This window comes from Streptomyces sp. NPDC096339 (genome assembly GCF_044762985.1).
Taxonomy (GTDB): Bacteria; Actinomycetota; Actinomycetes; order Streptomycetales; family Streptomycetaceae; genus Streptomyces.
The window spans coordinates 46,426-59,058 of record NZ_JBIWFI010000022.1; the positions used below are offsets into that span (position 1 = coordinate 46,426).

Annotated in this window: 12 protein-coding genes; 4 read left to right on the plus strand and 8 right to left on the minus strand. The window is 74.5% G+C overall.

Annotated features, from left to right (window positions below):
- Window positions 1-139: 139 nt before the first annotated feature.
- Window positions 140-643, plus strand: a complete 504-nt coding sequence (locus ACIQ5Y_RS25130; protein ID WP_403884581.1) for a copper-binding protein — start codon at window positions 140-142, stop codon at window positions 641-643.
- Here the strand turns inward: ACIQ5Y_RS25130 and ACIQ5Y_RS25135 are convergent.
- Both ACIQ5Y_RS25135 and ACIQ5Y_RS25140 read right to left on the minus strand, forming a co-directional pair.
- Entirely contained in the window at window positions 637-1,662 is a 1,026-nt protein-coding gene (locus ACIQ5Y_RS25135) for an arylamine N-acetyltransferase (RefSeq protein ID WP_403884584.1), read from the minus strand. The genes ACIQ5Y_RS25130 and ACIQ5Y_RS25135 overlap by 7 nt on opposite strands.
- 22 nt (window positions 1,663-1,684) lie before the next feature.
- Window positions 1,685-1,921 carry a hypothetical protein gene (locus ACIQ5Y_RS25140; RefSeq protein ID WP_403884587.1) on the minus strand — a complete coding sequence of 79 codons (237 nt, stop codon included), beginning with the start codon at window positions 1,919-1,921 and terminating at the stop codon, window positions 1,685-1,687.
- A 168-nt stretch (window positions 1,922-2,089) separates the two neighbouring features.
- Here ACIQ5Y_RS25140 and ACIQ5Y_RS25145 point away from each other — a divergent pair, with 168 nt between their 5' ends.
- Window positions 2,090-3,235, plus strand: coding sequence for a PP2C family protein-serine/threonine phosphatase (locus ACIQ5Y_RS25145; protein ID WP_403884589.1), 1,146 nt, complete (start codon window positions 2,090-2,092; stop codon window positions 3,233-3,235).
- 15 nt (window positions 3,236-3,250) lie between these two features.
- Here the strand turns inward: ACIQ5Y_RS25145 and ACIQ5Y_RS25150 are convergent, their stop codons facing one another.
- From ACIQ5Y_RS25150 to ACIQ5Y_RS25175, 6 genes are all read right to left on the minus strand, one after another.
- The gene (locus tag ACIQ5Y_RS25150; protein ID WP_403884592.1) at window positions 3,251-4,576 is read right to left on the minus strand and encodes a M1 family metallopeptidase; all 1,326 of its coding nucleotides are present in this window, start codon (window positions 4,574-4,576) and stop codon (window positions 3,251-3,253) included.
- A gap of 56 nt (window positions 4,577-4,632) precedes the next feature.
- Window positions 4,633-8,559, minus strand: a complete 3,927-nt coding sequence (locus tag ACIQ5Y_RS25155) for a Pls/PosA family non-ribosomal peptide synthetase (protein ID WP_403884595.1) — start codon at window positions 8,557-8,559, stop codon at window positions 4,633-4,635.
- Window positions 8,560-8,733: 174 nt separating this feature from the next.
- Window positions 8,734-9,018: a cation transporter gene (locus ACIQ5Y_RS25160; protein WP_403884598.1), complete on the minus strand. Its 285-nt coding sequence runs from the start codon at window positions 9,016-9,018 to the stop codon at window positions 8,734-8,736.
- The gene (locus tag ACIQ5Y_RS25165; protein ID WP_403884601.1) at window positions 9,015-10,178 is read right to left on the minus strand and encodes a sulfite exporter TauE/SafE family protein; all 1,164 of its coding nucleotides are present in this window, start codon (window positions 10,176-10,178) and stop codon (window positions 9,015-9,017) included. Before ACIQ5Y_RS25165 ends, ACIQ5Y_RS25160 begins: the two co-directional genes overlap by 4 nt.
- Before the next feature lie 121 nt (window positions 10,179-10,299).
- Window positions 10,300-10,725: a hypothetical protein gene (locus ACIQ5Y_RS25170; RefSeq protein ID WP_403884604.1), complete on the minus strand. Its 426-nt coding sequence runs from the start codon at window positions 10,723-10,725 to the stop codon at window positions 10,300-10,302.
- A 258-nt stretch (window positions 10,726-10,983) separates the two neighbouring features.
- The gene (locus tag ACIQ5Y_RS25175) at window positions 10,984-11,319 is read right to left on the minus strand and encodes an alkylmercury lyase (RefSeq protein ID WP_403884607.1); all 336 of its coding nucleotides are present in this window, start codon (window positions 11,317-11,319) and stop codon (window positions 10,984-10,986) included.
- Window positions 11,320-11,388: 69 nt separating this feature from the next.
- Between ACIQ5Y_RS25175 and ACIQ5Y_RS25180 the strand changes: the two genes are divergently transcribed.
- A complete protein-coding gene (locus ACIQ5Y_RS25180; RefSeq protein ID WP_403884610.1) occupies window positions 11,389-11,805 on the plus strand; it encodes a hypothetical protein in 417 nt (138 codons plus the stop codon).
- Between the two features lie 129 nt (window positions 11,806-11,934).
- Window positions 11,935-12,633 carry a hypothetical protein gene (locus ACIQ5Y_RS25185; RefSeq protein ID WP_403884613.1) on the plus strand — a complete coding sequence of 233 codons (699 nt, stop codon included), beginning with the start codon at window positions 11,935-11,937 and terminating at the stop codon, window positions 12,631-12,633.

A 12,633-nucleotide genomic window follows, 5' to 3' on the forward strand; every position in this document is an offset into this window, starting at 1 on the left:
GCCCGCCCCTGGGGATTGCGCGGGGGCGGGGGTACTTCACAAGGCCATCCTCCTCCCCCGCGCCCGGCCCGTCGGCCAATCCCTCCGCGCCGTCCGTCCGTATCCACTCCAGGACCGATCGACTTCGGAGGGCCGAGCCATGACGACGACATCCACGCGCGTCCGCGTCGTACGGGCACTGGCGGCCGGGGCCGTCGCCGGCGTGCTCGCCGGCTGCGGGGCCGGGGGCTCCGGCGGGAGTTCCGCCGGCGGGGCGCCTCCCCCGGCGCCGGAGCGGCCCGCGTCCGGAGCGGGGGGCACCCGGGTGACCGCGGACCTGACCGACTTCCGCATCGCGCTGTCGCAGAAGACGTTCGCGCCGGGCTCCTACGTCTTCGTCGCGAAGAACGACGGCCATCACGACCACGCGCTGGAGATCGAGGGCCCGTCCGGGGAGAACCGCACCAAGACCCTCGCCCCCGGTGCCTCCGACACGATCGGCGTGACCCTGAAGCCCGGCACGTACGAGGTCTACTGCCCCGTCGACGGGCACGAGGACCTGGGCATGAAGACGGAGATAACGGTGGGCGCAGCCGCAACGCGGCCGCCCGTGAACCCGGCCCCGGCCCCGGCTCCGCCGTCGGACGGGGGCGGCGGCTACTGAGCGGGGTCCCCGGCCGGCCGGCGGGCGGCGATCTCGTGGAGTTCCTCCTCCGTGAGGGCGATTCCGAACACCTCGCGCAGGGTCCCGTCCAGTGCCTCCGGCGCGAGGTGCGCGGTGACGCTGGTCCCGTCGGGGCGGGTGGTGACGAGCGTCAGGTCGTCCAGGCTGTGGTGGGCGGCCGGGGTCATGCGCTGCGCGAAGAGCCGGCGGACGAACGGGGAGCGCGCGTGCGTGCCCACGAAGTGGCTGCCGACGACGTAGTCGATCGGGTACTGGGCGGTGAGGGTGAAGGTGTGCCGGTCGACCCAGGGGGTCGGGACCCGCTCGGGGTCGTTGTCCGGGCCGGACGGGCCGGGGGCGGTCTGGTACAGCCACCACTGGTCGATGCCGTGGGCGCCGGGCCGCCGCTCCAGCCGGTGGCGCCAGCCGTCGTACGCGACCTGGGCTCCGTCGGCGAGTTCGATCGGGCCGAGCGGACCGGCCCCGAAGCCGACGTCGCACAGCCATTCGCGGTCGTCGTCGACGGCGGTCACGGCGAGCAGGCCGTGGGTGGCCGGGAGGACCTTGGGCGCGCCGAGGCTGACGCGCCCGATCATGCCGGTGACGTGGAACCCGAGGCGTTCCACGGCGGCGGCGAAGAGGAGGACGTGCTCGAAGCAGTAGCCGCCGCGGCGGCCCTGGACTAGGCGGGCCTCGACGGAGGGCAGGTCGAGCGGCAGGTCCCGGCCGAGGACGGCGTGGACGTTCTCGAAGGGGATGCCGGTGGTGTGGGCGCGCTGGAGGTCGCGCAGGACGGCGAGGGTGGGTTCGCGGGGGCCGTCGTACCCGATCCGGGCCAGATAGGCGTCGAGGTCGAGCAGTTCGCCGGACCACCGGTCGGGTCGGTGATCGGTCGGGCTGGGGTCGGGGACGGGGAGGAAGTCCGAGGGCGGGTCCTGCGGGCGGGTCCCGGGGGTCGGGTGGTCGGTGGTGGGGGCGGCGGTCGGCGCGCCCCCGGTCTCTGCTGGCCGGATGTTCATGATCCAAGCCTGCTACCTCGACCTACCTCGGGGTCAAGCCGGGGTGCGGGCCCTCCGTGCAGAGCCGCAGTCCGAGCCGGGACCGCAGGGCCCGGGCGGTGGACCGCACCTCGTCGTCCATGGGGCCGTCCGCGACGACGTCGAGCACGGCGAGCGCGAGGTCGGCCTCCGCCCGGGTGAGGAGGGGCAGGCGTTCGGGTTCGGCCGGGGATTCGATCTCCTCGGCCACGATGCTGGTGTACAGGTCGTCGAGCGTCACGTCGGGGGAAACGCGCCGGCCGAGGCCTGGTCACGCGGCCCGGAGAAGACTTTGCCCCCCGATGACCGATCCGGCCCGGCCGACGCACCCCGACGCGACGGCGGGCCCCGAAGCGACGGCGGGGGCACGCGCACTGCTGATCCCCCGGAACTGGTGCACGCTGGTGAAATGTCGGAGCGTGACGGGTCGGCCTCGCGGCTGCGGGCCGTGGAAGAGGCCCTGGAGCGGATCGGGACGTCCTCCGACGAGCGGGAGACCTGCCGGGAGCTGGCCGCCTTCCTCGTCCGTACGGTGTGCGACGCCGCCGCGGTGGAGCTGTCCGGCCGCGGCGCGGGGTACGAGCGCGTCGCGGTGCTGGGCGCGGCCGGGCTGCTGGAGGCCCCCGCGCCGGACCCGGGGCGGCCCGTGCGGGTCCGGGAAGGGCGCGGCGACGGTACGGCCGGGCACCTGGTCTCGGTGCCCCTGGCCGCCCGCGACGAGGTCCACGGCAGGGTGCTCGCCGCCAGGGCGCACGAGGGCTTCGACGATGACGAGCTGGCGACGCTGCGCTTCGCCGCGCGGCTCGCGGGCATCCACGTCGGGCATGCCCGGCGCCTGGCGGCCGCCGAGCAGACGGCGGTCGATCTCCAGCTGGCGCTGGTCACCGAGCCCGGCCGGCCGCACCCGAACCTGGAGATCGCCAGCCGCTACCTGCCCCTCGGCGGCCGCGCCCTCGTCGGCGGCGACTGGTTCGAGGCGGTGCGGCTGCACTTCGGCCGCACCCTGCTCGTGGTCGGGGACGTCATGGGGCACGGCCTGGACGCCGCGGTCGACATGAACGCGTACCGCGCCGTCCTGCGCGAGATCGCCGCCACCGACCTCGCCCCGCACCGGGTGCTGCGCCAGATGGACGCGCTCTCCGCGTCGGACGAGACCCGCCGGCCCGCGACCTGCCTGGTCGTACGGGTCGATCCCGCCCGCGGCATGGCCGTGTACGCCAGTGCCGGGCACCTGCCGCCCGCCGTGTTCACCGGTGGTGGCGCGGGCGAGCTGCTGGACGTCCCCGTCGGCCCGCCGCTCGGCACCGGCATCGGGGGGTACGAGGCGCTCGCCCGGCCGATCGGGCCCGACCAGACGCTGCTGCTGTACACGGACGGCCTGGTGGAACGCCGGGGCGAGGACATCGACACCTCGCTGGCCCGGCTCACCGCGCTCCGCATGAGCGCCGGCGCACGGCCCCTCGACGTGGTCGACACCGTCTGCGACGGGCTCGACGCCCTGCACGCCGAGGACGACGTGGCGGTGGTCGCCGCCCGCCCTCGCCCCCGGCCGTGATCCGCCGGACGGGCCCTACCCCACGGGCAGCGCGGGCAGGGACGGCTCGTACAGCCAGGCCTTGAACAGGTCGTCCATCGGCTCGGCCGCGTAGCGGGCCGCGTGGGCGGTGAACCCGGCCGTGGTCACCGCTCCGCCCCGGTGCACGGACGCCCAGTCGCGCAGCATCCGGAAGAAGGCCCCGTCGCCCAGGGCGACGCGGACCGCGTGCACGGCGAGGCCTCCGCGCTCGTACAGCCGGTCGTCGAACATCAGCTTGCGGCCCGGGTCGGCAAGCTTCAGGTCCTGCGGCTTGGTGGCCAGCAGCCGGTGCGCGATGGACGCCATCTCCTGCGCGGTGCGGCTGCCGGAGCGCTCCGACCAGAGCCATTCGGCGTACTTGGCGAGGCCTTCGTTCAGCCAGATGTGCCGCCAGTCGGCGATGCTGACGCTGTTGCCGAACCACTGGTGGGCGAGCTCGTGCGCGATGAGGCGCTCCGAGCCGCGTGCTCCGTCCACGTGGTTGACGCCGAACAGGGAGAGCCCCTGGGCCTCCACCGGGACGTCGAGCTCCTCCTCGGCGACGACGACCGCGTACTCGCCGAAGGGGTAGGGACCGAAGAGCTCCTCGAAGAGCCGCATCATGGCGGGCTGCCGGGCGAAGTCGCGGGAGAACCGCGGCAGCAGGTGCGCCGGTACGTGGGCGCTCTGCGGCACTCCGCCGAGCCCCGGGTCGCCGAGCAGCACCGTCTGGTACATGCCGATGGCCAGGCCGACCAGGTAGCTGGAGGTCGGGGCGGACTGCTCGTACACCCAGGTGGTCGTACTGGCCTTCGTGGTGCGGGTGAGCAGCCGCCCGCCGGCGACCACCGTGTAGGCGGAGGGGATGTTGACGGAGATCTGGTACGAGGCCTTGTCGGCGGGCCGATCGTTGCACGGGTACCAGGAGGGCGCGCCGACGGGCTGGCTCGCCACCAGCGCGCCGTCGGTCAGCTCCTCCCAGCCGAGGCCGCCCCAGGGGCTGCGCACGGGCTTGGGGTTGCCCGCCCAGTGCACCTCCACGGTGAAGGCCGCGCCGGCGGGCACCTGCTTGGCGGGCCGGATGCGGAGCTTGCCGCCCCGGTGGGTGTAGTGCGGCGCCCGGCCGTTCACCAGGACGCGGCCTATTTTGAAGTCCGCCAGGTTCAGGTGGAACTCGGTGAGCGCCGCCCGCCCGGCGATCGCGCTGAGCCGGGCCGTCCCGGCCAGCCGGTTCGGGCCGGGACGGTATTCCAGAGCGAGTTCGTACCGGTGCACGCGGTAACGGGCATCGCCGTTGGCCGGGAAGTACGGGTCCGCTACCGCTGTCTGCTGGCCGCTCACTGCCGGTTCCGCTCCCTGCGCTGTGCTCGTACGACGTGCTGGTGCGGGCCGCCCGGTCAGGAGCGCCACGCCTCGATCGGATTGCCCAGCCAGCGGGTGTCGGCGGGGACCGACTCCCCGGCCATCACGAGCGATGCGGGCCCCAGTGTGCTGCGGGCCCCGACCGTGCTCCCGGGCAGGACGATGCCGCCCGGGCCCAGGGTGGCGCCCTCGCGGAGAACCACAGTATCCGTCCTCAAGATCCGGTCGTGGAAGAGGTGGGTCTGCAACACACAGCCCCGGTTCACTCCGGCCGCGTCACCCAGCGACACCAGGTCCGTCTCGGGCAGCCAGTAGCTCTCGCACCACACGCCGCGGCCGATCCGGGCCCCCAGTGCGCGCAGCCACAGGCCCAGCAGCGGGGTGCCGGGGACCGATCCGACCAGCCACGGCACGGCCAGCACCTCGACGAAGGTGTCGGCGAGTTCGTTGCGCCAGACGAATCCGCTCCACAGCGGGTGCTCCCCCGTGCGGTGCCGGCCGACGAGCAGCCATTTCGCGGCCACCGAGACCAGGCAGGCGGCGAGGCCGGCGGCGAGCAGGACGGCCCCGGACAGCAGCGCGGTCCCCCAGGTCCCCAGGGCGGTGCCGATCAGGGCGCAGAGCGCCGCCGCGGTGAGGACGGCCAGCGCGGCCGAGCAGAAGACGGGTACCAGCCTGCACAGTTCGACCAGTCCGCGCGCCCACAGCAGGCGCACGGGCGGGTCGTACGTACGGCTCTGGTCGGCGTCGGCCGCGGACCGGGGCAGCTTGACCGGTGGCAGGCCCAGGTACGAGCTGCCCTTCTTCGCCTTCTTCGGGGTGGCGGACAGCACGCCGACCAGCCCGTCGTCGGGCACGGTGCGGCCGGGGGCGGTCATTCCGGAGTTGCCGAGGAAGGCCCGGCGGCCGATCTCGGAGTGTCCGATCCGCATCCAGCCGCCGCCCAGTTCGTAGGGCGCGGTCAGCGTGTCGTCGGCGAGGAAGGCGCCTTCGCCGACAGTGGTGAGGCTCGGCAGCGCGAGGACCGTGGACACCTCCGCGCCCCGGCCGATCTTCATGCCGAGCAGCCGCAGCCACACGGGGGTGATCAGCCCCGCGTACAGCGGGAAGAGCGTCTCCCGGGAGAGGTCCATCAGCTGGGTGACGGTCCAGGCCTGCCAGCCGACCCTGCTGTGCGTCGGGTGGCTTCCGGTGCTCAGCCCGAGGCTGAGCAGGCGTACGGAGACCAGCAGGAGCAGGGCGTAGGCGAATCCGTAGGCGAGCGCGCCGGGCACCACGGCGATCAGCGCACCGCGCAGCGCGTCGGCGAGCCCGGCGTCGGAGGGGACGAACCGGCTCGCGACGAGCAGGGCGGGCAGCGCGGCGAGCACGGGCAGGGCCGTGAGGCAGAAGCCGGTCGCCCCGTATATGGCCCGCCAGGCGAGCCCGCGCGGCGGGCGTTCCCTGGGCCAGTTGTGCTTGGCCCGGCCCAGTTTGACGGCGGGCGCCCCGGCCCAGCGCTGGCCGGTGGGGACCTGTCCGGCCACGGCGGAGCCGGGGGCCACCTCGGCCCGCTTGCCGACCCGGGCCCCGGGGAAGAGCATGCTGCGGGTGCCGACCACGGCGCCGGCGCCGACCTTGACGGGACCGATCACGAGGCGGTCCCCGTCCAGCCAGTAACCGGAGAGGTCCACCTCGGACTCCACGGCGCAGCCGCGTCCGAGCTTGAGCATGCCGGTGACCGGGGGCAGCGAGTGCAGGTCCACCTCGGGCCCGACCTTGGCGCCGAGCGCCCGCGCGTACCTCTCCAGCCAGGAACCGGTGAGCGAGGTCGCTCCGACGTACTCGGCGAGCCGCTCGGCCGTCCACAGCCTCAGGTGCACGCTGCCGCCGCGCGGGTGGCGTCCGGCCTTCACCCCGCGCAGCAGCAGGCGTGCGCCGCCGGCCGCGACGGCGAGCCGGCCGGGCGGGCTGTAGAGCAGGACGGCTCCGGTGGCGACGAGCCACCAGGAGGCGGTCGGCGCCCACGGGTAGGGCCCGAGCAGGTGCAGCACGTTGCCCAGGGCCAGGAGTGCCACCGTCCAGCGCAGGCCGACCACGGTGAAGAGCGGGAGCAGGAGCAGTGACTGCACCGCCTGGGCGCGGCGCGGGACCGGGGCGACGGTGCGGGCGGGACCGTCCTCCTGTACGGACTTCTCCAGCCTCCGGGCCAGCTTGCGCAGTACGGGCTGCTGGTAGATGTCGAGTACGGCGGCGCTCGGGTAGCGGGTGCGCAGCCTGGTGGTGAGCTGGGCGGCGGCGAGGCTGCCGCCGCCGATCGCGAAGAAGTCGTCGGTGCCGCTGGTGACGGCCACTCCGAGGGTCTCGCTCCACTGCTCGGCGAGCCAGGCCTCGGTGCCGTACAGCTGCTCGGCGGGGCCGGCGGTCTCCAGGTCGGGCAGCGGCCAGGGCAGGGCGTCGCGGTCCACCTTGCCGGAGGTGCGGGTGGGCAGTTCGGAGACGGGCGCGAGCAGTGGTACGAGGGCCGCGGGCAGTTCGGCGCGCAGCCGTTCCACCGCCTCCGCGTGGTCCCAGCCGTCCTGGGTGACCAGGTAGCCGACCAGCAGCTGGTTGCCGCTGCGGGCGGTGCGCACGGCCGCGGCCGCGCCGGCGACGCCGGGCAGGGCCTGGAGCGCCGCGTCCACCTCGCCGAGTTCGATGCGGCGGCCGCCGAGCTTGATCTGTTCGTCGCCGCGGCCGAGGAAGACCAGCCCTTCCGGTTCCGCGCGTACGAGGTCTCCGCTGCGGTAGGCGCGGTCCCAGCCCACGGATTCCAGCGGGGCGTACTTCTCCGCGTCCTTCTCGGGGTCGAGGTAGCGGGCCAGACCCACGCCGCCGATCACGAGCTGGCCGCTGCCGCCCATGGGAACGGGTTCACCGGACTCGTCGACCACGACCAGTTCCCAGCCGTTCAGCGGGAGCCCGATCCGGATGGGTTCCTCGCCGGTGAGGAGCGAGGCGCAGGCGACGACGGTCGCCTCGGTGGGGCCGTACGTGTTCCAGACCTCGCGGCCCTCGGTGACCAGGCGCTGGGTCAGTTCGGGCGGGCAGGCCTCGCCGCCGAAGATCAGCAGCCGGACCTCGCCCAGGTCCTCGGGTTCCCAGAGCGCGGCCAGGGTGGGCACGGTGGAGACCACGGTGATCTCCTGCTCGACCAGCCAGGGGCCGAGGTCTGCGCCGCTGCGCACCTGGGAGCGGGGGACGGGGACGAGGCAGGCGCCGTAGCGCCAGGCCAGCCACATCTCCTCGCAGGAGGCGTCGAAGGCGACGGACAGTCCGGCCATGACCCGGTCGCCGGGGCCGATCGGCTCCTCGGTGAGGAACAGCGCGGCCTCGGCGTCCACGAAGGCGGCGGCGCTGCGGTGGGTGACGGCGACGCCCTTGGGCTTGCCGGTGGAGCCGGAGGTGAAGATGATCCACGCGTCGTCCTCGGGGCCGGGGCGCGCGGCGGTCCGGCCCCCGGCGGAGCCGGTGGGGTCGGCGGCGATGGCCGTGCCGACGACGTCGATGTGATGTCCGGCGCCCAGCACGGCCCGCACCCCGGCTTCGCCGAAGACCAGTTCGGCCCGCTCGTCCGGGTCCTCGGCGTCGACCGGGACGTACGCGGCGCCCGCCGCGAGCACCGCGAGGATCGCCACGTACAGCTCGTTGGTCCCGGACGGCACGCGGACGCCCACCCGGTCGCCGAGCCCGACCCCGGCGGCCGCGAGGGCGACCCGCCGGCGCTCGACCTCGACGGCGAGCGCGCGGTAGGTCAGTTGGGTGGTGCCGTCGTCCAGGGCGGGTTCTTCGGGGTGGTCCCGTACGGAAGCCTCGAAGATGTCGACGAGGGTGCGCTTCGGGGCGGCGGACCCGGCGAAGAACCGGGCCGATTTGCCGGACTCCTCATGCTCTTCCCCGCCGCCCAGCGGAGTGAACGTACCGCTCTGAGGTGTGGCTGCCATCGGCCCTCGCGTCTCGTTCCCGGAAACGTCCGGGTCGCCGGCGGAGGCCGGGTCTGCCCGGGTTGTTCCGATCCAGCGCCAAACAGCCCGTCATTTTAGTCCGTCATCACGGAAATCCTCGTCGACACCTTGCGCGTGGCCGGGAAAGGACGGTAATGAGACGCCGCGAGCGCGTCAGCCGACGACCCGCGCCGTGTACTCCCCGGCCGCCTCGACCGCCGCGGTCAGAGCCGCCGGATCGACATCGGTCCCTTCCTCCAGCCGCACCACGCAGCGCCCGGACCGCGTGTCCGTGGCGGCCGACGCGACTCCGGGGACTTCCTCCAGTTCGTCGTCGACGAGCAGACCGCAGCTGGTGCAGTGCATGCCCTCGATCAGGAGCTCCACGCTCCGGGCGGCGCCGTCCGTTTCCGGCCGACGGCGGGCCGCCTTGCGGCCGAGGAATCGGGTCATGTTCATCGCGCGTCCTTCGTGAACTCGATGGCACCGGTCTGCATGCCCATGGCGCAGGAGAAGCGGAGGGTGCCCGGCTTGCGGGTGCCCAGGTCGATCTCGGTGTCACCGTCCCGCTTGACGATCTCCTGGACTCCGAGTTCGGGGATGGTGAAGGCCCGGGCGCAGCCCCCGGAGTCCCGGCCGTGCAGCACCAGGGTGGTGGGCACTCCGGCGCGGGCGGTGAACTGCGTGGGGCTGTAGAAATCGGTCACGGTGAGCGTGACGATCTGCCGCCCGGAGGCATCGGTGCGGACGGGTGTCACGACTTCGCCGTCCCCTCCTCCGTTCCCGCCCCCGGAGCCGCTGCCGTCGCCGCCCGTCACGATGAACGGGCCGCCGCCCGCCGCGGCCGGTCGGCTCGGGGTGTCGAAGGACGCCCAGCCGCCCGCCTGCAGCGCGGACATCACGGTCCAGGCGGCCACGGCGAGCACCACCACGCCGGTGAGCCCCGCGAGCCGGCCCGACAGCGCCTGGCTGCTGCGGCGCAGCAGATAGCCGAGCAGCGCGAACAGCGGCGCCGTGCCCAGCACGAATCCGGCCATCACGGCGGCGCCCGCAGTCGGGGAGCCCGCGGTGACGGCGAGCAGTTCCATGGAGAGCGTCACCCCGCACGGCACCAGCACCGTGGCGAAGCCGATCAGCGCCGGGGTGACGGCCGAGTCGGTCTTCGCGCTGCGGCGCATCAGCCGCCCGAACGCGGCGGGCGGGCGCGGCAGGATCCGCCCGACCGCCTTCACGCCGAACAGGTCCAGTGCGAACAGCACCATCAGCCCACCGGCGGCCAGCAGCAGCGCGGCCTGGGCGCGGGGACTGGGTTGGAGGGCGTCACCGAACACCCCCAGCAGCGCGCCGAGCAGGGTGTGGGAGAGGAGCTTCCCGCCGAGGAAAGCGCCGACCGGCGCGAGCGGGGCGGGGGATGCCGTGGCGGGTGTCTTCGGGGCCTGTGTCTTCGAGGCCGGAGTCTTCGGGGCCGGAGTCTTCGGGGCGGTTGTCTTACGGGCGGGGGTGCGGCGGCGGGTGACCGCACCGGCCAGCAGACCCCCCTGTACGGCGGCGCACGAGGCACCCCCGGCGAACAGACCGGTGGTCAGACCGGTGATCAGCAAAGCGGCGGACGACGGCATGCGTCGTTGCTCCTGTTCTGCGACGACGGCACGCGCACGCGGACGACTGGGTCCGGGCGTGCCGAAGTGGACGTGGGCGGACGGCGTCCCGCGGCCTTTCGGTACCGCGGGTGGCCGGCCGTCACGTCCGTGACACGCACAACCGGTGGAGATCGGGAGGGCTCGCCGCCGGCGGCGGAGCATGCGGCCACGCCGCCCGCACCCGAGGGGCGCAGTCGGCCACGGCGGAGACCGCCGCCGGAACGTGCGTCGGCGCACTGTCCTGGCCGAGCGTGACCTTGGGCGCCACGCACTGATGGTCGGCGGCCGGGCAGTCGGGCCGGCGGTCGGGCACCCGGGCCACGGCCGACGCCTGCCGCTCGGCCCGGTAGGCGGTGTGCCGGGCCATCGCCGTGTCCGCCATCGCCACGGGCGAGGACATGGGCATGGACCTGGACATGGGCATCGCCATGGCCGGACGTGCCGCCCCGGCCAGACACACGAACACCGCGCACGCCAACAGCGCTCCGGTCCAGGCCCGGAGCGACAGGAGCAGGCGTCGCGGCATGCGCGCCATGCTAGTCGGTGCCGCCACGCCCTCCCGAGCCGCCCACATCCCGCCCGGGCCGCGGGCATCCGCCATCGGCCAAGAGGCCGAACGGACGGCGCCACGGCGACGGCCCCCCGGCGGGCAGGGTGCCGTCGTCGGCGGCCTGGCGGTCCCGCCGGTCAGGGCCCAGGCGCCCCGGGCCCGGGCAGCGGCGGCCGCGAGCCGCCCGCACGCCCGGGCGGCCCGGCACGGTCGGGGAGTTCGAGTCGCCCGGAGTCACACAGTCCCCGGCGCGCCGGCCGGCGGGGGCAGGCCGGCTGCCGTGAGGGCTTCGCGCAGGGCCGCTTCGCTCGGCGCGCCCGACAGCGTGCCGTCCGCGTCCCGGTACAGGCGGCACGACAGGCTCGGCTCCGCGTCCGCCGGAGCGAACGGGTCCACGCCGTCCAGCAGGATCGTCGGTGAGCCGTTCATCCCGTACGCGGCGGCCCCGGCCCGATCTCGCACCTCGACCAGCTCCACCTCGGCCCCTCGGCCGCCCAGCGCGGCGCGGACCCGTTCCAGCACGGGCGCGGCGTTCGGGCACCCCGGTACCACCAACACGCTGATCCGCATCGCCACCTCCTCCCGCTCCTCCGGCGCCCCGCCCGCCGGCCGTTCACCCCTGCCCGCTATGGTCACCGCATGGTCACGGCCCACGCTGCATCCCGCGCGCCCCGGACCCGCCGTCCGGCGGGCCCGCTGCGGCTGTTGTGGCTGGCCGCCCTGCTGTTCGCCTTCCTCTACACCCACGCCGCCGGGGCGGACACCGCCTCCGCACACGTCACCGGCGGCGCCGTGGCCGTGGCCGAGGTGTACGGCGAGTCCTCGCCCGACGGGGGCGATGAGGACGGCGGGCACGGCCACGGCCACCCCGCCGCGGCATGCGCCTCGGGCCACCCGCCTCAGGGCGTGGACCTCCCCGAGCCGTCGTCGGCGCCCCTGGGGGAACCGGCCGTCGCCGACCGCGCCGCGAGGACGCCGTGGCCGTCGGCCCGCACCGCCCCGGCCGCACTGCCCCCCATGCGAAGTTCCGTCGGTTCCATGGTGCAGCGCGTATAGGTCCGTCCAGGCGTTCTGCCCGGATCCGACCTGAAAGCTCATCGCCGACCCCGGCCGCCGCCGACCCTTGATCGCGGACGGACCGGGTGATGAGCCACGCCTGCCTGCACCATCGAAGGACACGCACACGTGACCACGCACCAGTTGCTCCACTCCCCGACCACGACCACGACCGGCGCCACAGGACGCACCGGCCGCCGCCGTATGCAGCGCACCCACCGGCGCTCGCTGGCCGCCCGCTACCTCGGGTACGTCGGCTACTTCGTCGGCGCCGGCCTCATCAGCGGCGCCGTCGTCCACCACCCGCTCGACCCCGACCGCTACACCCGCATAGCCGGCTACGGCGCGCTCGTCTTCCTCGCCGCGACCGTCCTCAACGAGTTCCTGCTCACCCGGGAGCGACCCGGACTCCCCCGCGTCCTGCTCGTCATCGGCTCCTCGCTGCTGCTGTCCTTCGGCATCGGCATGCTCAGCGGCGGACTGCAGCACTTCGACGACTTCCCGGACCGCGGCGCCGTTCTCGTCCCCCTCGGCCTCGTCGTCTCGTTCGTCGCCTATGTCGTCAAGGACGCCGACACCCCCTGGCACCGCGTCTTCAGCCTCATCGGCCTCGCGGTCCTGATCACCGCCGCCCTCGCCTTCGTCGGCCTGCGCCAGATCGCCGCGTCCATGGACTCCGCCGAGACCGCCCCGGGCGGCCACAGCCACGGCACCGCCGAGCCCGGGCAACCCGCGGCCCCTGCGGCGCCCGCGGCCACCGGGTCCCCTTCGGCCGGGCCCGCCCCGACGGCTTCGGCCCACGACGACGGTCCCGGCCACGGCCACTGA